21 protein-coding genes and 1 tRNA gene are annotated in these 23,866 nt (G+C 36.6%); 7 read left to right on the forward strand and 15 right to left on the reverse strand.

Going from position 1 to position 23,866, the window contains the following annotated elements; all coding sequences use genetic code 11:
• The first annotated feature begins 52 nt into the window (after positions 1-52).
• The gene (locus tag J4051_RS12895) at positions 53-415 is read left to right on the forward strand and encodes an MmcQ/YjbR family DNA-binding protein (RefSeq protein ID WP_208234286.1); all 363 of its coding nucleotides are present in this window, start codon (positions 53-55) and stop codon (positions 413-415) included.
• A gap of 397 nt (positions 416-812) precedes the next feature.
• Positions 813-1,391, forward strand: coding sequence for a PhnA domain-containing protein (locus J4051_RS12900; protein WP_208234287.1), 579 nt, complete (start codon positions 813-815; stop codon positions 1,389-1,391).
• Positions 1,392-1,461: 70 nt separating this feature from the next.
• Here J4051_RS12900 and J4051_RS12905 read toward each other — a convergent pair whose 3' ends face one another.
• A complete protein-coding gene (locus tag J4051_RS12905; RefSeq protein ID WP_208234288.1) occupies positions 1,462-1,611 on the reverse strand; it encodes a hypothetical protein in 150 nt (49 codons plus the stop codon).
• A 380-nt stretch (positions 1,612-1,991) separates the two neighbouring features.
• Here J4051_RS12905 and J4051_RS12910 point away from each other — a divergent pair, with 380 nt between their 5' ends.
• The 3 genes from J4051_RS12910 (at position 1,992) to J4051_RS12920 (ending at position 6,846) form a co-directional block, all read left to right on the forward strand.
• Positions 1,992-3,719 carry a DUF885 domain-containing protein gene (locus tag J4051_RS12910; protein ID WP_208234289.1) on the forward strand — a complete coding sequence of 576 codons (1,728 nt, stop codon included), beginning with the start codon at positions 1,992-1,994 and terminating at the stop codon, positions 3,717-3,719.
• 264 nt (positions 3,720-3,983) lie between these two features.
• Complete coding sequence (locus J4051_RS12915; RefSeq protein WP_208234290.1) at positions 3,984-6,239, forward strand: S9 family peptidase; 2,256 nt, start codon at positions 3,984-3,986, stop codon at positions 6,237-6,239.
• 325 nt (positions 6,240-6,564) lie between these two features.
• Positions 6,565-6,846 (forward strand): STAS domain-containing protein, encoded by a 282-nt coding sequence (locus J4051_RS12920; RefSeq protein ID WP_208234291.1) that lies wholly within the window; start codon positions 6,565-6,567, stop codon positions 6,844-6,846.
• On the opposite strand, the gene J4051_RS12925 is transcribed toward J4051_RS12920, so the two are convergent.
• The 7 genes from J4051_RS12925 to J4051_RS12955 all read right to left on the reverse strand — a co-directional run bounded on the left by J4051_RS12925 (position 6,847) and on the right by J4051_RS12955 (position 15,288).
• Positions 6,847-7,293 (reverse strand): YybH family protein, encoded by a 447-nt coding sequence (locus J4051_RS12925; RefSeq protein WP_208234292.1) that lies wholly within the window; start codon positions 7,291-7,293, stop codon positions 6,847-6,849.
• A 63-nt stretch (positions 7,294-7,356) separates the two neighbouring features.
• Positions 7,357-7,950, reverse strand: a complete 594-nt coding sequence (locus J4051_RS12930) for a 3-keto-disaccharide hydrolase (RefSeq protein ID WP_208234293.1) — start codon at positions 7,948-7,950, stop codon at positions 7,357-7,359.
• Positions 7,951-8,051: 101 nt separating this feature from the next.
• Entirely contained in the window at positions 8,052-8,870 is an 819-nt protein-coding gene (locus tag J4051_RS12935; protein ID WP_208234294.1) for a 3-keto-disaccharide hydrolase, read from the reverse strand.
• Positions 8,871-8,886: 16 nt separating this feature from the next.
• Positions 8,887-10,236 carry a Gfo/Idh/MocA family protein gene (locus tag J4051_RS12940; protein ID WP_208234295.1) on the reverse strand — a complete coding sequence of 450 codons (1,350 nt, stop codon included), beginning with the start codon at positions 10,234-10,236 and terminating at the stop codon, positions 8,887-8,889.
• A gap of 269 nt (positions 10,237-10,505) precedes the next feature.
• Positions 10,506-13,241, reverse strand: a complete 2,736-nt coding sequence (locus tag J4051_RS12945) for a M56 family metallopeptidase (protein WP_208234296.1) — start codon at positions 13,239-13,241, stop codon at positions 10,506-10,508.
• A 74-nt stretch (positions 13,242-13,315) separates the two neighbouring features.
• Positions 13,316-13,684 carry a BlaI/MecI/CopY family transcriptional regulator gene (locus J4051_RS12950; protein WP_208234297.1) on the reverse strand — a complete coding sequence of 123 codons (369 nt, stop codon included), beginning with the start codon at positions 13,682-13,684 and terminating at the stop codon, positions 13,316-13,318.
• A 215-nt stretch (positions 13,685-13,899) separates the two neighbouring features.
• On the reverse strand, positions 13,900-15,288 hold the full coding sequence (locus J4051_RS12955) for a dipeptidase (protein WP_208234298.1): 1,389 nt from the start codon (positions 15,286-15,288) through the stop codon (positions 13,900-13,902).
• Between the two features lie 150 nt (positions 15,289-15,438).
• Between J4051_RS12955 and J4051_RS12960 the strand changes: the two genes are divergently transcribed.
• Together J4051_RS12960 and J4051_RS19265 are read left to right on the forward strand one after the other, a co-directional pair.
• A tRNA-Leu gene (locus tag J4051_RS12960) sits at positions 15,439-15,520 on the forward strand.
• 271 nt (positions 15,521-15,791) lie between these two features.
• A complete protein-coding gene (locus J4051_RS19265) occupies positions 15,792-15,923 on the forward strand; it encodes a plasmid mobilization protein (RefSeq protein ID WP_394368921.1) in 132 nt (43 codons plus the stop codon).
• 116 nt (positions 15,924-16,039) lie between these two features.
• Here J4051_RS19265 and J4051_RS12965 read toward each other — a convergent pair whose 3' ends face one another.
• The 7 genes from J4051_RS12965 to J4051_RS12995 all read right to left on the reverse strand — a co-directional run bounded on the left by J4051_RS12965 (position 16,040) and on the right by J4051_RS12995 (position 23,626).
• On the reverse strand, positions 16,040-17,773 hold the full coding sequence (locus J4051_RS12965; protein WP_208234299.1) for a carboxypeptidase regulatory-like domain-containing protein: 1,734 nt from the start codon (positions 17,771-17,773) through the stop codon (positions 16,040-16,042).
• Positions 17,774-17,832: 59 nt separating this feature from the next.
• On the reverse strand, positions 17,833-19,866 hold the full coding sequence (locus J4051_RS12970) for a Kelch repeat-containing protein (RefSeq protein WP_208234300.1): 2,034 nt from the start codon (positions 19,864-19,866) through the stop codon (positions 17,833-17,835).
• A gap of 4 nt (positions 19,867-19,870) precedes the next feature.
• The gene (locus J4051_RS12975) at positions 19,871-21,763 is read right to left on the reverse strand and encodes a Kelch repeat-containing protein (RefSeq protein ID WP_208234301.1); all 1,893 of its coding nucleotides are present in this window, start codon (positions 21,761-21,763) and stop codon (positions 19,871-19,873) included.
• 215 nt (positions 21,764-21,978) lie between these two features.
• Positions 21,979-22,494, reverse strand: coding sequence for a DUF4272 domain-containing protein (locus J4051_RS12980; protein WP_208234302.1), 516 nt, complete (start codon positions 22,492-22,494; stop codon positions 21,979-21,981).
• Positions 22,495-22,568: 74 nt separating this feature from the next.
• Entirely contained in the window at positions 22,569-22,784 is a 216-nt protein-coding gene (locus J4051_RS12985) for a hypothetical protein (protein ID WP_208234303.1), read from the reverse strand.
• Positions 22,785-22,989: 205 nt separating this feature from the next.
• A complete protein-coding gene (locus J4051_RS12990) occupies positions 22,990-23,280 on the reverse strand; it encodes a helix-turn-helix domain-containing protein (RefSeq protein WP_208234311.1) in 291 nt (96 codons plus the stop codon).
• Entirely contained in the window at positions 23,270-23,626 is a 357-nt protein-coding gene (locus J4051_RS12995; RefSeq protein WP_128250669.1) for a type II toxin-antitoxin system RelE/ParE family toxin, read from the reverse strand. Before J4051_RS12995 ends, J4051_RS12990 begins: the two co-directional genes overlap by 11 nt.
• Positions 23,627-23,866 lie beyond the last annotated feature (240 nt).

A 23,866-nucleotide genomic window follows, 5' to 3' on the forward strand; every position in this document is an offset into this window, starting at 1 on the left:
GTTCAAAAACATTAAATTTAAATACCTGCTATTTAAATTTAAACGCGTATTTATGAACATCGAACAACTTCGCCAATATTGTATCTCTAAAAAAGAAGTCACCGAAGATTTTCCTTTTGATCCCGATACACTTGTTTTTAAAGTGTTAGGCAAAATGTTTGCATTAATAGGTTTGGAGAAATGGGAAGCAGGTCAAAAAGCAGTGAATCTGAAGTGCGATCCTGATTATGCCGAAGAATTACGAGCTGAGTATGAGGCCATTTATCCTGGCTACCACATGAGTAAAAAACATTGGAACACAATCGATTTGACTTTGGATGAAATTTCTCCAAAACTCCTTACTGAACTCATTGACCATTCCTACGAGATGGTGGTCAGAGGAATGTCCAAAAAGATGCAAGATTCTTTAAAATGAATATCATGTAAAAACCTTTCAGGTTTTCAAAACCTGAAAGGTTTGAGCAACTTCCTCTTGAACACATTTATTGTTTTGTCGATTTAGTGATCAAAGAGCTTTCCGTTGACCTGCAAGGTTTTCAAAACCTTGTAGGTCTATATAAAACAGTATGTTTACAGAAATAAATAACTACACAACCATTCGCCTCTCTCGTCCGTCTGAACGAATTGATTTGGTCAGTGAAAAGTAAGTTCTGGCAAATTAAAAACCCGTCTTAGGGTTTAAAGTTCCAAATTCCAAATTCCAAGTTTCAAGTTCAAAAAAGTCCTATCTTTGAAAAATCAAAATCTTAAATTGGAATTTTATATTTTTTATTTGGAATTTCAAGTTCTATTAATCTTCAATCGTTACTCTTATGTCGGTTTTACAAATGCTTCAAGATCGAAGCAACACTACTTGCGAACTATGTGGTTCCAAAGAAAATTTATCACAATATACCATTCCGCCATCGCTGAATGAAAATGTAGCCAATGATGTTTTGGTCTGCAAAACTTGTTTGAACCAAATTGAAGGCAATGTTGACATGGATACCAACCATTGGCGCTGCCTGAATGACAGTATGTGGAGTGAACATGTAGCCGTTCAAATTATGTCGTGGCGAATGCTTCAACGTTTACGAAATGAAGGGTGGCCAAAAGATTTGTTGGACATGATGTATCTTGATGATGAGGCTTTGGCCTTGGCAAGAGCCACGGGCGAGCACGAAGATGAAGCTAACAAAATTATCCATCGCGATGTCAATGGAGTTGTTTTGGAAGCAGGCGATTCTGTCGTTTTGATCAAAGATTTAAAGGTCAAAGGTTCCAGTATGGTTGCCAAACAAGGAACTGCAGTTAGAAATATTCGTCTGGATCATGAAAATGCCGAATTTATTGAAGGTCGCGTTGACGGACAGCAGATTGTCATCATCACTAAATATGTCAAAAAGAGCTAATTTTTTCAAGTAGGATAGATTGGAATTTGATTCTTATGAAATTTCAATCTAGCCTCATACCTTCCACATATTACATGTCTTCATCCTTATCCTTTCTTTTAAAAAGTCCAAATCCAAGTGGCAACATGAAAAAAAGAAAGAAAAACTTCCCAGAGAGGACGCCATAAATGGTGATTAGGGCCGCTATGGTCAGAAGTATCCATACGTATTTTGTTTTCATACTACAGTTGTTTTTCAATCAACGAAGATTGTCATTTCCAAAGCTATTTTAGATGTGTCGATTTAAAGTTTGAAATATTACACATTCCTGATATTTCAGCAATACTACCAAATTAATTTTTTGAAGTTGTTTTTATTTCCATGAAGTATAATTTCGATATAGATTTTAGGTGCATTAATGCGACATTTAAAGTCATCATTGGTATATATAATCAAAAATATTCCAAGATAGATATTATTTTATCTGATTATAGGCTTTGACCTAAGCTCATCCAAATATGTTGCGCCTTTTCAGGCGATTTGATTAAATTTGTTTTGTTGGGCTTAATCTATTGAATTTGCTCATGCATTTGTTACCAAAACAATAATCAAAAACAACTTATGAAAGTCTTACACCCGATTGCCGTCACTCTGTTACTTTTTCTTTTTTCTATTCAGAATACATCTTCTCAAAACCCTCAGGTGGTATTGGACAGTGTGATTAAAAAATACGAACAACATAGAGGTTATGATAGAAAAGTATATCCCTTGGGATTGTACACCAAAGATTATTTTAAGTCTGAAGCTGAATTTGCCCAGCAAGTACTGGACGAACTCAATAAGGTTGACACGGCTGGATTGAGTGAAACCGAAAAGATTTCTGCTGAACTTTTAGGGTTTGTGTTGAACGATAAAATCAATTATTACAAGTTTGAACAATATTTGAATCCGCTGCTCTCTGATACCGGATTTCATACCAACCTAACCTATCAGGTTCGACCATTGGCAAACTATGCACAGGTAAAAGGTTATTTGGACCGATTGAATGCCATTCCGCAATTTGTAAGTCAGAATCTTGAAAATTTAAGGGAAGGATTGGAAAAAGGAGTGTCACAACCTTTGGTAATCTTCAAGGGTTATGAATCGACCTATAACGATCATATTGTGACTGATTTTGAAGACAGTTTCTATTATTCGCCTTTTAAAAATTTGCCGAATGACTTGACCAAAGTCCAAAAAGACTCGGTATTGGCAGCTGCTAAAACAACCATTGAAACGAAGGTCACACCAGAATTTAAACGGATCAAGAATTTCTTTGAATCTGAATATTTTCCTAAGACAAGAACCACTTTAGGGGTTTCAGAAACTCCCAATGGTAAGGCATTCTATCAAAATAGAATTGACTTTTACACTACAAGTACCCAATATTCAGCGGACGATATTCATCAAATTGGATTGCGTGAAGTGGCACGTATCAAAGCAGAAATGGAGCAAATCATCAAAGATTTGAAGTTTGAAGGAAGCTTTGCTGATTTCTTTCATTTTTTAAGAACAGACAAACAGTTTTATGCTGAAACTCCAGAGCAATTGTTGATGATTGCACGTGATATGGCAAAACGAGCAGATGCACAATTGCCACGCTATTTTAAAACATTGCCTCGTAAACCTTATGGGGTAGCGCCAGTGCCTGATGCCATTGCTCCAAAATACACGGCAGGTCGTTATATTGGAACTTCAAAGGAAAGTACGGAACCAGGCTATTATTGGGTAAATACTTACGATTTGCCAAGTAGAACTTTATACACTTTACCCGCGCTAACCGTACACGAAGCTGTGCCAGGGCATCACCTACAGGGCAGTTTGAACAACGAATTGGGCGACAGTATTCCGCGGTTTCGAAAGAATCTATATCTCTCCGCTTATGGTGAAGGTTGGGGCTTATATTGCGAATTTTTGGCGGACGAAATGGGCATGTATACCACACCTTATGAGCAGTTTGGTAAATTGACCTACGAAATGTGGCGCGCTTGCCGTTTGGTCGTTGACACCGGAATTCATGCCAAAGGATGGACACGTGAGCAGGTGGTGGACTATATGTCCTCAAATACCGCCTTGTCGATGCACGAGGTCAATACTGAAACGGATCGGTATATTTCTTGGCCAGGTCAAGCCTTGTCTTATAAAATCGGGGAATTGAAAATAAGGGAGTTGCGTGAAAAAGCAGAAACCGAATTGGGTGAAAATTTTGACATCAGAGCCTTCCATGAAATCATTCTTGAACAGGGTACTGTAACCTTGGCTATTATGGAAGAACGGGTCAATAATTATATCAAGAAATCTAAGAAATAGGTCGGAACAAATTCGTGGCCATGATCTATTTGATAGAATATGACTAAAGAACAAGTTGTTCAATGTTAATCTAAAAGCCTTGAAATGAGATGGTTGGCATTTTGTGCTGCTCCTTCATTTTTAAAGACGATCCTACTTTGTAAACTAATAGGCCGTTGTGCAAAACCGTGAAAGTGCGATGAAAATGGATCGGCACGACATCATTATATTCAGTTTTGAACACCAAGCTCTGATTTGAGTGTAATTCGATAAAAATCAATCATTATGAAAAACTATTATTATGCAGTAGTAATGTTGTTATTAACAACACAAATCCAGGCACAAAAACTCACTCAAGAAGATTATCAAAGAGCGGTTAGTTTTATGCCCGAGAATTTAAACAATAAAACAGTTTTTAATCTTTATACTCAGGTGTATTGGTTTAAAGATAAGTCCGGACTTTGGTTTGTAGATTATGACAAAAATGGTAAGACATATAAAACCCTGTCTTTTAAGAATAATAAGATAAAACCTTTGTTTGATCACGATAAGCTAGCACAATCATTATCCAAAATTGCGGAAAATGAACTTGAATCAGGTCAAATATCGCTCTCAAATATTGAACGAACAAAAGAAGGATATCTTAAATTCGATTTTGAATCAAAGACCTATACACTTGACCTTAAAACCTATCAACTTCAGCTCAAAAAAGAAGAGAAGAAAGAAGAAAGGAATGAATTTGAATCTAAATCTCCAGATGGAAATTGGATTGCTTATAGCAAAGACTATAATCTCTATATAAAGTCAACCACAACTGGGCAGGAATATCAATTGAGCCACGATGGCAAAAAGGATTATGAGTACGCAACCTATTATGGTTGGTATGATATTATGGAAGGAGAGAATGCTGAACGGCCAAAACACTTCAGAGCCAACTGGTCCAAAGATTCTAAATGGATTGCAGCGGATGTTGTCGATTTTAGAAATGCTGAAAAAATGTATTTGCTGGACCATAGCATCGACTCCCTTTACAAATCAAAATTACTATCCTATTATCGAGGCTCTCCGGGAGACACCACTATGGTTCATGTAAGGCCTACGTTTTTCAATGTTGAAAGCAAAAAGGAAGTGAAAACACACTTACCAAAAGGTACACATATCAATTCCGTGACTGTTGAGTGGATGGAGAGGTCTGGTCTGCTTTTGGCAGAATATTCAGAAAGAGGGTTTCAAAAAGAATTTTTAAAACTTGTAGACCTTAATAATGAAACTGAGCAAACGCTTATTGAAGAAACAAGTGAAACCAATATTGACAATTTCTGGTATAGAAAGTTAGATAAAAAACAAAAAGTCATTTTCTTATCAGAACGCAGTGGATGGCGTCAACTCTATATGGTTGACATGAAAACGAAAGCAACAACTCGCTTGACTCAAGGTAATTATTATATCAATTCAGTGGCACATACCAGTGAAGACAAGGAAGAAATCTACTTTTTGGCATCTGGAAAGGACCTAAATATGAATCCTTATCATCAGCAACTTTATAAAGTTGATTTTAAAGGGAATACGACCTTATTAACGCCAGAAAATGCCCATCATTCCGTGTCTTTTTCAGAAGATGGAAACTATTTTGTCGATAATTATTCAACGGTAGACAAGCCTACAAAAACCGTGTTGAGGTTGGCGAAAACCGGGAAAATTTTAGCAGAATTAACATCAGCAGATGTTTCTGACGCCTTGGGAAAAGGATGGCAAGCGCCAGAAACATTTCAATTAATTGCAAAAGATGGAAAAACGACTATTTATGGTGCCATTTGGAAACCAACCAATTTCGATCCAACCAAGTCTTATCCAATAATAGATCATACCTATACTGGTCCACACACGCAAATGTTTCCAAAATCATTTGATAGAGCTTTTATGAATCAATCATTGGCAGAACTTGGCTTTATAGTGATGATGGTGGATGGACTGGGGACTTCCGGACGTTCAAAGGAATTCCATAACCATTCCTATAAAAATATGGGAAATAATCTTGAAGATCACGTTTTGGCCATCACCTATTTAGGAAAAAAATATCCGTGGATTGATTCCGAGCGCGTTGGTATTTTTGGTCATTCGGCAGGTGGATTTGATACTGGAAGAGCAATGCTTGCATTTCCGGAGGTTTACAAAGTGGGTGTGGCGAGTTCCGCAGATCATGATTTTAGAATGGAAAAAGCGTGGTGGCCTGAAATGTATCAAGGCTGGCCAGTAGATTCAACCTATCACAAAGTATCCAATATAACGAATGCTAAAAATTTAAAAGGAAAGCTGTTGTTGGTACATGGAGGCATTGATGAGAACGTCAATCCTTCGGCAACGTTTAAATTGGCGGAAGCTTTAGTAAATGCCGATAAGGATTTTGATTTGTTGATTTTTCCTAGTCAACGCCACGGCTATCAAGGGAAAGCTAACAAATATTTCACCAAAAAAAGGTGGAATTATTTTGTGGAGCATTTAAAGGGAGAAACACCAATTTGGGATTTTAAATGGGAGTAAATGAATTAAAGGGTTTTCGTTATCAACGGTAGAATCATAGGCTTGTGTTAGGACTGAAACTGTAAAGTAGGTTTTTGAAGCTGATTTCAGAAAAGAAACCGAGTTTGGACTTGAATTTATTTAATCCAGACCGAAAGTTTTAAGTAATTATGACTCCAGTTTCTTACATTTTATCGAAGTAAATGGAGTTTGTGTTTCACTAAACCCATGAAAATACCGTTGGTCGAAAACATTGTGTGGTTTTGAAATTATTTATCATATTTGTCTCATCCCCAATGATTAATAGCGCAGAATTTATTTTTTAACGACCTTAATTTACGCTATTATGAATTTAGAAATCATCAAACACCCTACTTTTTTTCAAGTAAATGGTACTCTTACCAAATTCAATCTACATCTCTTCAAAAAAGAATTTTCGAATGTTTTTGATAAACGTGATTCGTTAATCATAAATATCGAAGGTCTGACCAGTATTGATCGTTATGGAGTGAATGCATTGGCGCAATTGCACAATGAATCTCTGGCAAAACGTAAAAAACTCTCTATTATAGGAATGGGATGCGATGACTTGTATGAGCATTTCAAGTCTGAAGAAACTGCAGCCTGATCAACAGGACATATCTGCAATGATTTTCCAATGGCCATTAATGTATTTGAATACAATAGTGAAAATGCCATTGGCGTTGCCTACGTTTCTTTCCAAATGGTATTCCCCAAACACCAAATAAGCACCATTTTCAATCTTTGAAATATCTGTGATGACAAATTTGAGTGTTCCAGTCTCATCAAGGGTTGGATACCCATTTTTGTAGTTTGACAAGGCCTTATCCCAACCGTAAGTAAGACCTTTGCTCCCGAAAAACCTTAGAGAATCGTTTTTCCAATAGCCTTGCATAAACCCTTGCAAATCATGATTGTTCCACGCAATTTCCTGATCGGCCAAAACTTTTTCTATGGCAGTTTTCGCCTCGTTTTCTGATGGAAACGTATCGTTTTTGACGTTTGAATTGCAAGAAAATACAAGTATTAACAAGAATAGATAAATAGGTTTCATGGTAGAAGGTGTTGTGACGTTTGAATATTAATTCTTTCAAGAAGACGGCCTTTGAAATATCTGTTAAAGCGTCTTCAATCGGATATTCCTCCAATACACTTTGATGCCGCCGCCGTCGTGGATCTGTAAGGCAATTTTGCCGTTTGCCGCACCTATTTTATCATCAGAAAAGTCGACCATTTCCACACCATTTAACCAACTTGTCACTTGGTTGCCTTTTACTTTTATTTTTAATTTATTCCATTCGCCGTATTTAAGTGCGGCTTCTTTTTCTGGCGTTGGTTTTATCAGCCAACCGCGGCCATAGGATTCATAAATACCACCGGTGTGGAGATTTGGCGGCGCTACCTCTATCTGCCATCCCGCTATTTTGGTGCCTTCAATCTCAGACCGTATAAATACACCGCTGTTTCCATCGGCTTCTTGCTTGAATTCTAAGGTAATCTCAAAGTCTTTATAATTATCCTCAGTGGCGAGATAACCGTACATTTTGTCGGGGCCACTTTCAGAGATCAATAAACCATCTTCTACATACCATTTTTCGGTGCCGTAGGTTTGCCATCCGTCAAGATTTTTTCCGTTGAAAAGTTCTTTTCCAGACTGACAACTGGTCAATGCGATACTAAGTAAAATCGCGAACAAACTTATTTTTTTCATATTTTAAATTTAAGAGGTCAATGTCTTCTGGTCTTTAGATTGTTTGAGCCTGGATTTATAAATAAAAATGTCAGCCTAAAAATTGCTTAGGCTGACATTTTTTATAATTTTCTGATCTTAATATTTCGAAACCAAATCGGGCTGGCATGATCCTGCAAGCCAATAAATCCTGATTTGTATTTGCCGTAATTTGGACTCTCTTTCCATTTTCCGGAATTCTTTTTCTTATCCCATTCATCATCCCATGGCACGAATGAAAGTACTTTTTGGCCATTTAACCAATGCTCCACCTTTTCGGGTGTGAATACTATTTTACTACTATTCCATTCGCCTACAGGATTTAGTTTTTTCTTGTTAAGATCCGGCCCGTGCATGGCGTAATCGGCGGCTGTTTTATTCAAGGGCTTTAATTCCGATAGGTTTTCGGTGTGGCCAACGCTTTTATTATAACCAGTTAGATCGTGGATTTGAGCATAGTTGTCATCGTCTATGAGTTGATATTCGGGAGCCGAATCGTAGGGAGCGGGATAGCCTTCTTTAATATGATAAAAAATGCCGCTGTTGCCACCTTTTGGAAGTTTCCATTCCAAGTAGAGTTCAAAGTTGTCAAACTCTTCGGCACCATAAATAATGTCCCTTCCACCTGTGTAGTCTTGTTCCAATCCCAGCTCAGTATCATAAGTAAGCTCGCCGTTATTTATGACCCAGCCCGGAGGCATTTTGTCTTCATTATAGCCTCTCCAGCCCTCAAGGGTGGTGCCATCGAACAAATACTGCCACTCGACTTCAGTCTTTTGAATATCACTTTTGCTGTCTTCTTGGGTTATCGCTCCTTCTTCAACTTGTTTTTTGGTGTCACTTGAATCTTTACAGGCGATTATTGAAAGTGCCAATAGCACAGTCATTACTATTTTTGTCATAGTTATAATTTTAGAATTAAATCTGTTTCATTTTTTCTGGATCCCAACCTATAAACGCATTTTTCTCATAGCTTTCGTTACAGAGTAATGCTGGGGCCGCGGCACGAAAACCAAAAAGAGGATCTTCTGCGACTGTTCCATTATTTCGGATGGCATCGAAGAAGTTCGCGAAATGATCATAATGTGCCCCTTTATATCCGCTTTGGGCGTTATAAACGGTGGTTAATGGCGGTTCCATTTTTTTTCTATCGGATTGGACGGCTCCTTCTTCTTTGGCTTTTGCCGCTAAAAATGGATCATCACTTTCGCCTCCTGCATTGCGCTTTAATGTCACACGATCCCATTCAACGTCCATAGATCCTTTGCTGCCCACAAGTTTTAAATAGGTGGTGCCACTGGTTCCATCCACAAAATTACAACGCAAGGAAAGGTTAAATGCTGGATGTTCTTTGGTATCTGGATAATCAAACATCCCTAAAAGGACATCCGGTACTTCCCGACCATCTTTCCAATATCGTAAGCCTCCCATGGCGGCAATTTTATTGGGGCCTAGAGAATTTGTGATAAAATGTAGACTGGAAAACAAATGGACAAAAAGATCGCCCGCCATCCCTGTTCCGTAATCGAGATAATTTCGCCATCGAAAAAATCGTAAAGGGTCGAAAGGAAGGTCTTTGCTTATAGAGAGATAATTCTTCCAATCTACCGTTTTTGTCGAGGCATCATTTGGAATAGGGTATTGCCAAGCTCCGACTGGGGAGTTTCGGGCCCAAAACCCTTCGGCATAATTGAGTTCACCAATAGCCCCTGCTGCCAATAGCTCCTTTGCTTTTTCGTTGCCCAAGGAAGACATCCCTTGACTGCCCACGATATAGACCTTTCCTGATTTCTCCCAAGCATCGATAATCTCGTGGCCTTCATCGACACTGTGTACCATGGGCTTTTCGCAATAGACGTGCTTGCCGGCATTTAAGGCGTCGATGCTTATTTTTTTATGCCAGAAATCGGGCGTTCCTATGATTACGGCATCGATGTCCGCACGTTTTAAAATGTCTTTGTAGTTTTTGGTGATCATCAAATCACTGCCCCAATTGTTTTTGGCATCGGCTAATCTGCCATCGTAAAGATCGCAAACGGCAACCAGTTCTATGTTTTGATGTTGTAAGGCCGTATTGGTGTCGGCAACACCCATGCCACCTGCACCGATTAAGGCGATTTTTAAGGTTTTAAGATTACTGGAAGCTAAAGGCTTTCTTTCAAGAAAATTAATGGCTTCCGGTGTTTTGGCAAAAGCAGAAGGGGTTAGAACTGCAGCAGCACCTGCTAAGCCAAGGTTTCTTAAAAATAATCGTCTGGGTTTTTCCATTGAAGAGGTATTTATAGTTCAATTATAAGTTGAGCGCTTTTAGGAAATGCGGTGATTGTTTTCACTTGCATTTAGCTCATGGTTTAAAGTTTCAATAGCACTAATATAATTGAATTTATTTGTTTTGAGAATTTGTAACGCTCTCGGATCGTATTTTGATCGGACAATAATGATTCAATGATTAATGCTATTAAAAAACCTCTCAGGTTTCAAAAACCTGAGAGGTTTGTCAATGATGTTAAGTTATTAATCTTTCTTTGATAAAATTGCTATTGGTTTTTCTTTATTATTTTTCCATTTTTCAAAATATACCCCTTTGGGTCTGGGGCTGGTGGCAACATTTTAGGAGCAGATTTCTTTTCTAATTCGGTCAACTTAGAATACGCTCTATGCATCTTCATGTATTGCGCTTGAAATATTCTTTGATCACCATCCGACATTTCTAAAAAACTACCAGGATATTCTGTTGGATTCTTTAATAATTTGGAGGTTCTGTCCCGTTCTAAGAGGTATTGTTTGAGATTATATGATTGTTTCAGATCAGCTTTTGTTTCTTTAATCAAAATTGTTATTGGTGGATAATCAATACCATCAGAGTCTTTGATCATGAAAATTTGTGTCGCATCGTTATCATAAGCTCCATTGATTAAGGTTTTGGCTTCAGCATCCATAACATTACCTTTGATGGATTGTGTTGGCTTTCCAGGTATTTTAAGTTTAAAACTTATGATTTCTCCCCCATTGACACTAAGTTGAGCCGCTATTAATTGTGCTCTAGTCATACTCATCACATCATTAATGGGCTTAGTTCCATTTACCATTACCCGTTCTTTGTCCTGTGTTTTACTTGCCGATATAGTAGGTTGGCTTGAGATATATACCTTAGGTTCCTTACTATCGATTTGCTCTGTCGAAATATAAAGTTCTTTAATTCTTTTGACATACGCTATAGCCTCGTCTCCTGAGATGGCTTTGTTGTTGTAAAAAAAGAGTGCGTCTTTTTTCTTCATATCAGTTATATGATCTAATGCTGCTTTGGATGGTGAATCTGTTTCATCGCGATCTGATATCAATACAACATAGCCGTCCTTCCCATCTTTACTTTCATGTTTATAAGTATAGATCTGTCCTGCAGTGCTGTTATTTAGTGCCTCCAAATACAATTTCTTCTGCTCTGCTGTAAGATTTACGGATGGCGGCGGAGGGGGAGGTGGTAAAGTTTGTATTGTTTTCGATTCTGGATTTGGCGCTGTTGGTGGAGGTGGAGGCGGAAAATTTGGAAATGGCTCGGCGTTGGCTTTTTGCGACGCATCCATTTTTTTGTAAATCTCAGTGACGCGCTTCATGTCCTTTAGTTTTAGGACATAGCTATAATCCGATTGATCATTGTAGTATTTGGCCAATTTATTATATTCTGCTACTTCCTCGGGAGTTGCTTTTTGTTGTCTGTTTTCAACAAGGCCATAATTTGGAAGTGATGGAAACGGTTCTGAAACTTGCTTTTGCTCTTCTGACATATAACTGTAAATTTCAGATATGCGATTAAAATCTTTCAGTTTGGCAGTTCTGGTTGCTTCTGGTTGAATGTTGATGTTTTTAGCAATTGCATTGTATTCTTTAAGCATCTCTGAGGTAACCGTTACTGATTTTACTTCAGTTTCCTCGTAGGATATTGCGCTTACTTCATATCCTAATTGCCAAGGTGAATTTGGATCCATCGGTTTTGGAGGAGATAGGTCAATGATTTCCTCATCAAAAATAGCGTTGGCTTCTGCAAGGGTCTTACCAACGTATTTATTGTTAAGGGTTGTAATTGGTAATCCTAATCTTTTGAAGGTGTTGATATTAAGAGTGCTGGATGTGGATACTCCTGTTTTAAGCAGCACGGGTAGAATCTTCTGTGTCAAGCCGATGCTTTTGTCATTTTCATATTGGATAGTTGCAGATACAAAAGTTTGTTTTTGCGCTTTCGATAAATTCGGATTAAGAGCGTTAATCTCTATTTCCAAATCTTCAAATGTGACTGAGCTACCATTTAGTGAAATGGCATTGTTTTCATCAATATAAATCAAGATGTCTTGAATGGCATCTGAACTTAAATTTTGAGTTGTGGAGAATTTAACTACCTCCTTTTTCTCACTAAACCCATACAGGGTCAGTGCAAATAATGGCAAAAGCACAAGGCTTCTTAACCATATTTTTTGTTTTGTGGTGTGTGTTTTCATAACTGTAAATCGTTTTTTGATCACGCCTGCAACGTGACGGGTGGATGAATAATTAATGGCGTTTGCCAATGGTGACTCTGACGCATTTGATGAGAATGCCAATAAAATGTGTTGGTAGGTTGGTAATGAAATGCCTTTTTGTAGAACCGCTTGGTCTGCCAAGAATTCGTGGTTCATTTTTATGGCGTGTTTCACAAAGTAAATGAGCGGATTGAACCAAAAGATGACTTGAAGCAATTCGATAAACAAAACATCAATACTGTGTTTTTGCTTGGCGTGTGACTCTTCATGCCAAAACACTTCTTTCGGAATTTCATGTTTTTCAAATTTCTGTCTATTCAAAAAAATGTAGTTGAAAAAAGTATGGGGAGTGACCAGATCATTTAAAAGGACATGGATGACATGTTTCGATTTTTGCTTCGGATTGCGTTTGATCTTAAAAACAATCTGAATAAGGTTCTTTATAAATAGTAATCCGAAAACTAAGACACCCAATGCATAAATGCTCCAAAAAATAAAGGGTAAATAATTGGTTTCTTCGATTTGTGGACTGTGGTCAGTATAGAAAGCAACGGGTGCAAAGGTTTCTTTCGCCATCGGTAAAGCGGGTACTTCTATGTATTGCGTAAAGGTGATCAATGGAATGGCAAACGCGATGATGAGCGCCCCCAATAAGTAGAAACGTTTAAACACATGCATGTTTTCCTTTTCTAAAAAGAACTGATAGAAGATCATAAAAATCGCCAAACATGCGCCAGATTTTAAGAGATAGATTAGCATGATGTGTTGTTTTTAAGTTTGTTAATTGTTATTCGGTCTCATTTCGCCTTAACGGAAATTCAAAAATTGAGTGGTTATGGTTTCTTTTTGATTTCGCTGTCGATGAGTGCTTTTAAATCTTCCAATTCTGCTTTGGTGAGATTGGTCGATTTTGTGAAAAATGAAGCAAACTGCGTGGCGCTGTCGTTAAAAAAACTTTTGATGAGACCGTTAACGTGCTTGCTGAAATAATCTTTCTTCTTTACCAAAGGATAGTATTCTCTTGATTTTCCGTAGAGTGTGTACCCCACAAAATGTTTGTCATGCATCCGTTTCAATAAAGTGGCCACGGTAGACGGTGCTGGCTTAGGTTCGGGATAGGCTTCAAGAAGGTCTTTCATAAAAGCTTTTTCCATTTTCCAAAGGTGGTTCATTAAGTCTTCTTCTGTTTTTGTGAGTTCCATTGTTCTACATGTTTAGAATATGTTCTACAAATGTAGAACAAAAAACAACATAACCAAATACAATGTTTCTTTTTTTTATGTCAAGAATCTATAAATGAGAAGTTATTTTAGAAATTGGGAAGAAAAAAAGCCACGAATTCACGAATGTCATAAAGACATACTCGTGTATTCGTGGCCTGTAAACTTAGCGCCTCAGCGCCTCTGCGAAAAAAATGTTATTTACTCATCTCCGTAAAGTACTTATAGAATAAAGGAATGGTCGAAATCCCTTTCAAATAATTCCAGATTCCAAAATGCTCGTTAGGTGAGTGGATGGCATCACTGTCCAATCCGAAGCCCATTAAAATCGTTTTACTTTTTAATTCCTGTTCAAAAAGTGAAACAATAGGGATGCTGCCACCACTGCGTTGTGGAATTGGTGTTTTTCCGAAAGTTTCTTCATAAGCCTTTGAAGCGGCTTGATACCCGATACTGTCAATAGGCGTTACATAGCCTTGACCGCCATGATGAGGTTTAACCAAGACTTTCACGCCTTTCGGGGCAAGACTTTCAAAATGTTTTTTAAACAATTCTGTGATTTCCTCCCAGTCTTGATGTGGCACCAACCGCATTGAGATTTTAGCAAATGCTTTGCTGGCGATGACTGTTTTGGCACCTTCTCCTATATAACCTCCCCAAATGCCGTTGACGTCCAATGTTGGTCTTATGGAATTCCGTTCGTTGGTGGTGTATCCTTTTTCACCATATACATCATCAATATCCAATGCTTTTTTATAATCTTCCAATGAAAACGGCGCTTTTGCCATTTGTGCACGCTCTTCGTCTGAAAGGTTTTCGACTTTATCGTAAAATCCGGGAATCGTAATGTGATTATTTTCATCGTGTAGCGCAGCAATCATCTTGGTCAATACATTGATCGGATTGGCTACCGCTCCCCCGTATAAACCAGAATGCAAGTCTCTGTTAGGACCTGTAACTTCCACTTCCACATAACTCAAGCCTCTTAATCCTGTGGTGATTGATGGGGTTTCTTTTGAAATCATGCCAGTATCGGAGATCAAGATGACATCATTCTTGAGTTTTTCTTGATTAACTTTTACGAATTTTGCGAGGTTGACGCTGCCCACTTCCTCTTCGCCCTCTATCATAAATTTGACATTGCAGGGCAACTGATTGGTCGAGGTCATAAACTCCATCGCTTTGACGTGCATATACATTTGGCCTTTGTCATCGCAGGCACCTCTTGCATAAATAGCACCTTCTGGATGCAGGTCTGTTTTTTTAATCACCGGTTCAAAAGGAGGAGAGGTCCATAATTCGATTGGATCGGCAGGTTGTACATCGTAATGTCCATAAACCAAGACCGTTGGTAAATTTTTATCGATTATTTTTTCGCCATAAACAATAGGGTAGCCTTCAGTTTCACAAATTTCAACATGATCACAGCCTGCTTTTTCGAGGCTTTTCTTGACTTCATCAGCCGTTCTCAATACGTCCTTTTTAAATGCAGAATCTGCACTAACGGATGGGATTTTCAGAAGCTCTATCAGTTCATTTATAAATCGGTCTTTGTTTTTTTCTACGTAGCTGTCTATGTTTTGCATCTTATAATATTTAATTATTTCTAATGTTTTGGAAGTTGATTTCCAAGAGAATCAAAAGTACGAAAAATGAAGTGAATTTTTCTTGAATAAAGTTATTTGTATATTCAATGGAATGTTTATATTTGCAACCCGATAATAATCGGAACCTATGCAGGTGTGGTGGAATTGGTAGACACGCTAGACTTAGGATCTAGTGCCGCGAGGTGTGGGAGTTCGAGTCTCCCCACCTGTACAGAAATCAAAGCTTCTCTTTTTAGAGAGGCTTTTCTTGCTTTATGATGTGATTGGTATTAGGTTTTCGATATTTTTCAGTTTCTAACAACAACAACAACATTCTTCTTGATGTTAAATTGTTCTATTTAGATCACGATAAAGCGGGAAAAAATGCGACCGTCTTTTTAACCAATAAATACATCCATATTCTGGATAAAAGTGATCTGGTCAAATTCAGAAGTTCCATCTACGAAAAGAAACTTTTGAACATTAAGGCAACAGCCTCATGATTGAGCCTTAGCGAATATATCCTGCATGCCGTATTCGATAAGGAGATTACCGAACGTTTTAGCGAGAAGCACATCGAACTTTATAAGATGATGATCAAATACCACAAAAATCGTAAATCATATGGAAATTAGATATGGGACAGGGAGATACTGTGGCTATTGCATAAAATACGAAATAGTCTCAATTGGCTTTAGGTTATTTCTCTAACTAGAAGTCAATATTCTAGCACAATTAATCGTTTATCATCTTAATTTTGGGAAGGGTCAAATTCCCAAACGTTATTTATTCTTTTATCAAACTTGGTGTACATTGGTAGGATGTAGCCTTTGTTGTCTATGCCAAAACTGGCATAAACAGACATGTTGATTGGAGAATTTTGTAGTTTGACCCACGTATTATTAATTGTGTCATATTTCCATAGCGTATTGGAAACATACCCATCTCCCCATTCAAAATTTTTACCCAACCCGACGTAAGCTTCATTATTAAGAACAAAACTGGCATATAAACTGTAAGCGTTTGAAGGTAAAGGGGCTTTCGAAACCCAAGTATCTTCAGAAGGACTATATTGCCAGAGAGTATTGATAGCAAATGCTGTTTGACTTACTCCCAAAAAACCTTTATTATCAACTGAAAAACTATAGTTTCCCCAAACTGGGTTACTCATGTCAAAACCTCCTACAAAATCAGCTTTTCTATTCCAATAATCTTGATCTATATTATACTCCCAGAAATCATAGGTTTTATAACAATTTCCAAGATATAGTTTATCATCTATGCTAAAATTGAAATTATATCGCCTATCTGTTTGTAATGTGCCTGGAAAATTTTCTCTTTGGGTCCAGGTATCCGTTACTGAATTGTATTCCCAAAATCCATTGGCTAATAAAACAAATACTTTTGATCCAGAAGTAAAAGCAAAAGGTTTTTTACCCGAGCTCTCAGGTAAACTTAAATCACTTTCCCACAAATTATCGATAGGATTATATTTAAGCATATTTAAGGAGTTTGCTCCAATTACATAGCCAAAACCATTAATTGCAAAAGATGCAGCATTATATGTTTTTGAAACTTGACCATTTTTTTGTAGCCAAGGAAACCATATATCAAAAAGATCCTGGGAAGTATCTGTGTTATCTTCAATGGTAACTGAAATGTTTACTTTCTGAGCGATATCCACATAAGGCACCTTGACAATTAGTAGGTCTTCTGTGGCGGATTCAATTTCTGCTGTAAAATCGCCAAACTTTACACTATTTTCTAAAATTGTAGTCGAGAAATTGTTACCACTAATTTCCACAACGGTTCCAACAGGACCGTATTTAGGATTAAAATCGGTTATTTCTGGAGGATGAGCCTTTGTCTTAAACTCCATAGGGTTGCCATAAAACTCAATGAGACCAATTCTTATATATGAGCGAATATAATATGTTGTTTTAGCTTTAAGTCCAGTAATTTTACTTTGATATTCTCCCGTTGAACTTGGGACTCCTAATTCTGATTTTGAGTCATTGGTTGTGGGGTTTGGAGTTAAGGCCCAACAGTGGCCATGCTCCATTGTCCCAGGATAACCTGTTCCTAGAAAATTAATATTTGCATTTAGAGTTGCCGATGTTTGGGTGATATCAACTGTAGTTCCTGTGAAAATTACCGGATCACTAATTTTAATAATATCGAAATTCTTAACTTGATTCTGTTCACCCGAAACAACTATATTGTCAATCATGGGAGAATATCCTGCTTTAGATATTTTTATTTGATAGGTTTTTGCCTTTATGTCCTCGAAACTGTATTGTCCTTCGGAATTACTTGTCGTTTGGCTGGTAGTACCTAATGTAACTGATGCTCCACTAACTCTTAAACCATTTGAGGTAATAGTACCTTGAACATTTCCATATAATTCTGGACTATCCTTGTCGCAAGTGAAAACTGTAATTCCTATTAGAATCAGTATTGAGATTTTAAGTATTCCTTTTATCATATTTTTTTTCCCACAAGTGGGTTTTAATTACATTATCGCATTTCAAAGAAGTACAACTTTTACGGGATGTATTCGTATAAATCATAGCCGTTAGATCCTCCAGAATCATAAATGCCTCCACCTCCAACATATGCTTTGCCATTGAGAGTGAACGAAAAGTGTCTTCCTCTTGGTATATGGCCAACATCTTCCATTTGAACCCAACTATCTGAAGATGGATCATATCTCCAGCAATCATTTCGGTTGCTACCACTAACACGTGATCCACCTGTAACATAACCAAAACCATTTAATGCAAATGAAGCTGAGCTATGCCTTGCAGAATTAAAGTCAGCTATTCTTCTCCAAGTATTTGAGTTTGGATTGTATGACCAACTGTCTGTATCTCCAGTTGAGTATGCACCTCCCGTTAAATACGCTATATTATTAATGACGAATGTACTAACATTTCTTCTTGTGCTTCCAGCATAAATTCCAAAAGGGTTATCATAGACCTGGACCCAAGTATTGCTAGACGGGCTATACTTATAGAAATCATTATAGCTAATAGGACTATGTGGCAGGGAATCGACTCCTAACCCAATATAGATTTCTCCATTAATTGAAAAATGTGTAGCTGCTCCTCTTTTATTACCAATAAAATTAGCTTTTTTGGACCATGTAGACGTCGTGGTGTTATATTCCCAGAAATCATTTGAATTGTTAGGTAAATAAACATAAATATTGGTACCATCGGTTTCTGCTATTGCTCCTATTTCATTCACACCGAAATCAAAAGGGAGGTTGTGCTGTTGCCAGGAAAGATCTTCAGGGTTAAATTTCCATAAATATTTTGTACCCGCATACTCATCTCTTTTTTCCGTGATAATGTAAGCAGTATTACTGGCAACAATAGCGTTATGAATTGATCCATAATAACGAAAAGGTAAATCATTTGATACCATAGCCCATTTATCAAGTACATCAAGTTCAATTTCATAGGTTGCAATCATATCCAACACTTGGACTTTTACGATAGCTTTTCTTCTGGGAAAAGGTCCCAATGGCACTTTTGTATGTAGGGTTTCAGTGTCTCCGGAGCTAATGTTTGCTACTGCATCTTCAAAGATAATTTTGTTTTTATCTTTTACAGGATGAAAATAAGCGCCTTGAATAACAACTTCTTGGTTGGCAAATAAATCTTCTGGAACGAAGCTTATTTGAGGTGCTATAAGCTGAAAGTTGGTAGTGTGAATTGTTTCTTGTAATTGAGTTATTATCTTAATTTGCTCAGAACTACTTTCCAAACCGTCTGGAACCATAATTTTCAAAGTCCTTCTATCTGAATAGGTTACGGCGGCTTCTATGTTTCCAAAATAAACCTTATTTCTTGATGCTTCAAAATCAAAATGATCTCCCTCAATGGTCAAATGATCCCTAAAAGTGGCATTTAAAGATGACACCGAAGCGATTTCGGGTTTAAATAAAGAAAAACCATTAAAAGCGACTTCTTTCTCATATACTTTAACTTCTATGGATGGATTAGAGCTTTTTAAGGTCACTGGCACAATACACTTAATAATACTATCACTGGAAACAAGTATTCTACTGGATTCCTCTCCAAATTTTACTTGGATATTATTGATTTTTGATGTGAAGTTTTTACCGGAAATTGTAATGGTATCCAGTAGATGTGCTTGCTGTGTTACTTCTTCAATTACTGGAGGTGATGAGCCTAAAGACACAAAGGATTGTTCATCGCTATAGTGAATTTCTTTACTAACTAGTTTTATATAGGCTCTAACAAAGTATTCGCCATTATAGATTAAATCTGTGTCAATTGTGCTTTCTAATTGGTTTCCTGATCTTTTGCTTTCTATAATGATAGCGTTATTTAAATTTGGCAAAGGCTGTCTGGATAATAAAAACCCCGATTCGGAAATTTTATTTTGCTCTACACCAGTATAGGTTGCCTTTAATTTCGCTCCTCCCGATTGGGGAACAGAAACAGATAAGGTTAAATTAATTAGTTCAGACTTTGGAGTTAAATCATCATTTTGACAGCTTAAAACTAAGATCAGTAATATGGAAGAATAAAATATATTTTTTACCATTGTGTTAGAAGTTTGAAAGTTCAGTCCTTAAGATTATATGATCATAATTAAAAAACGGTGCATTTGATGGAGGGTATCCCTGTTGATAACCAACTAAATAAACATAGTTGTCATGAATAAACATATATTCCTGCCCAAAGCTATAACCCTCTGGCTTTAAGTCATTGCGTTCTGACCATTGATCGCTTCCAATGTTATATTCCCAAAAATTTGCAAGTTGATTGTTGTAATAAAATCCGCGGTCATCAACTTGAACATTGATGGCATATTGAACTGGTTTGGTAATATCACTTTTTCTGACCCAAGTGTTGTCAGGAGTGAATTCCCAAAAATTAGTTGTACGTTCTTCTCCGTTGCCTATATAAAACTTGTCGTTTCTTTTAAAAACACTAGGGGCATTTCTCAAGTCGTAATTATTTACTAACGGAATTTCTGTTATTTGATCCCAGGAATTACTGGATTCTTTATACTTCCATATTTTTCTATTTTGGTATACAGATGTACCCCCCGTGAATCCCAATCCAAAATATAATTCACCATTGTTTAAGAATCCGGTAGGTTGCTTTATAAGTTCATTGTTTACAAAGTCTTTGAGTTGAGTGACCGTATTTGTTAGGAAATTATATTTGTAAAAGTTATTGGTGTCCCTGCTAATATACAAATAGGCATTTTCACCATCTTCCAAAGGAAAAAAATAAAATACTTGTCCAAATCTCATCCCACTGGTTGATATGGGTACTATAGATTCCTCCCATTCGTTGCTGTCCGGCGTGTATTTAAATATGGCATTGTTTAGGGTGGCATTGCCGTTTTTGAAAACATTAAAATAGGCTGCATTATTATCATAAAAACTCCAGAAAGTTAAATGGCCTACACCTGCTAATCCACCAGTGAGTTCATAGTCTTTTTTGTATGACCATAAATACCATTTCGATATCAGGTTTAAATTTATATTTTTTTCAAATTCAGTATCAAACATTTTAATTTTTAAGTTTCCTATATCCCTACTTTTATAAGGGCCCAAAGGAATTTTTACACGCAGTGAATCCGTATATCTTTCTGTTATTTCAACTTTATTGTCTGCTATGAAAAAATCATCCAATCCAGTAATCCCAGGATGAAAATCTGATAAATAGATCATAATCTCTTCACCTACTTTCACTTCATTTTTCGACGCGCCCATAATAATTGGTTCTGGAATTTTTATTCCATTTACTATGTCAAGTTCTTGAAGTTGGGCCTTTATCAATAGGTTGTGATCAAAACTTTGTAAATTATAAGGAAGTTTAAATGAAATTGAATCTCTGCTGTGGCTAGTAACAGTAATCGGTGTGTTATTCAAGTAAATAATATCAGTTTTCTTTGTTGGTATATTCGTTAAATGTTTACCATAAATTACAACTTCCTTCCCGAACCTAAAATTGATCGGTATTGAATCGACACTCGGCGCATATAATTGAAAAGGGGATGTTAAAATTTCCATTTTGTCGACACCTTCGCCATTGTCAATTTTGATTTTGAAATCAAATGGATTGAATCCGTCGTATGGAACTTTAAATTTAACCAAAGAATCATTGTTAAAAACAAGATCTAATTTTTTTTCATCAAGATATAAAACTACGCTTCTTTTAAAATTTTTTCCAATTATGGAAAGGGTATCTCCTAAATCAGCTTTATTGGGTAATACATTATCAATTTTCAAAGTTGGATCGATTATAACTTCAACTTCATCATCAATAGAATCACTGCTTTTATCACAAGACCATATCACGATTAATAATGCAAATGAAATTAGTTTTAGGCTAAAAAAAACAAGGTTTGGAAAAAGTGATTTTTTCTTAAGACGCTTTAAGTAAATAATTGGTTTGTTGTAAATAGATTGAATTGTTTTTGTCATTTGTGCCAATGCTATATTTAGATATTTTGATGCGGCGCAAGTTAGAAAATATAATGATTTAAACCTGCTCAAAGCCAATGCGTTTCTTTAGGCCGATTGAGCGAAATCTGTGACGATTATTAGCCGTGACCGAAAGGTAATAGAATTGTAATGAATTCCGATTAGGAGTTCTGACTTCATTGAGCTATATACGACTTGTTGTGCATAGTTGTTTTTCAGGTGTCTAATGAAATTTCATCCCATATAAATTCTTTATAGCAAGTAAATTCAAGTGCTTTTCTTCTTTCCATTATTATATCCAAATCCACTTTATCAGATTTCTCTCCTTTCAAGTTATTTTTTTTCGCAAACCAATGAGCACGATAGAATTTATCCAACGTTTCAAAAATTTCTAATCGATTTCTTAATTGGAAATTAGAAACAAATTTTGTCGTGGATTCATTTTTATGAATGTTTGGCATTAAAGTAATTAGGGTATCCTCAACTCCAGTATTTAGAGTTAGATTATTGTGAAGTCCTCCAATCCAAGCAAAAGTCCAAATCGCCTCAACATACCAATAAATGTCTTTTTGACTCTGTTTAGGCAAGTCTTTGTATTTCGTTTCCAAATAGTTCAGTTCTTCTGCGGTTAAATCACCTGTCAATCCATTTTCATCAATCCATTTTTTGATTATTTCGGTTGGTGCTTCAAGATGAAGTTGAAAAAGACCCATTAATTCTCTTGCTTTCAATCAGTTTATCAATCTGACTGAATTTTTTTGAAATTAGAAAGCTAATCCAAAGATTTGTATCGAGGATTATTTTCTTACTTTTCATATCGTGATTTTCTCACTTCTTCAACTTCTTTGGTTATTTCATCTAATGAAATTTCATCATTAGATTTCGCTCGTATTTTTTTTAGCAGAGATGATAAGTCCGATTTATTATTGCCTTTATTAATCTTTATCAAATTTAAACCTGCTAAGTTTTTTAGAAGTTTTTTTGCCTTTGGGTTTATTATGTCAATTCGGATAGTTTCCATTTTCTATGATTTTATATAAATTTACTGAATTATACTCATATCTCGAAGTTTTGTCAGTATGTGGTACAACGTTTCGAGTATGGGCAGTGGCGTGGTTCGTCACGGACCATTCCAAACAGGTACTTGCTAGAGGAAAATCCGAAGGATTTTCCAAGTAGGCGAGGACAAGCCATTGCTTATACATATTGTTGTAAAACGTACTTTATTAGATTTCGATTGTAATGTTTACCTTTCCGCCAAGTCCTTTTTCCACGATGTCAAATAAGGTTTTTAAAGTGAGATTGCTACCATTATTTTCCACTCGTGAAATGTAAGTTCGCTTTTTGTCAATGAGTTCGCCAAGTTGTTCTTGTGTCAGGTTTTTTTCTTCTCGTGCATTTCGTAAAAGCAAGCCGATTTTAAATGACTCAAAATCTCTTTCGAGTTCGTCTCTGCGTTCAGTTCCTTTTTCTCCGTAAACGGTATCTTTTATGTCTTTCCAGCTTTTAGTTTCCATCTCTGTTGTTTTTTTCTTCATAATACTCTTTCATTAATCGGACAGCTTTGTCGATTTCTTTTTTCGGTGTTTTTTGCGTCTTTTTTGTAAATCCGTTTAAGAGTATAACTAACTTACCTTTGTCGAAGAAGCAAAAAACCCGCCATATATCCGACCCTAATTTTATTCGAGCCTCATATAATCCTTTATGGGTTTTCATTGGTGCCAAATATGTTTTCGGCACGTGTTGAAAGGTTTCGATTATTTCGATGACCTTAAATATTTTGTCCTGTATCTTTTTCGGTTGAGCAAGTAGAAACTCTTCGAAATAATGTTTGTATTGTATTACTTGCCTAACTTTTTCCATTGGCACAAAGGTAACTTAAAAGTTACTATTTTCGAAATTCGGAATTATGTTTTTTACATATGGATTTTTCTTTGGTATGTTTTACAACGTTTCGTGTCGAGTAGACAAGGGGAGTTTCACCCCGAGCCTCTCACAGAACCGTACGTGATAGTCTCCCATCATACGGCTCTTCTAATTTAATCTACAAATATAAGCTCATCCTCTTTCAAGTTGGCAAATTGTATTTTAAATTAGCTAACC

The organism is Gelidibacter pelagius (assembly GCF_017581925.1).
GTDB lineage: Bacteria > Bacteroidota > Bacteroidia > Flavobacteriales > Flavobacteriaceae > Gelidibacter > Gelidibacter pelagius.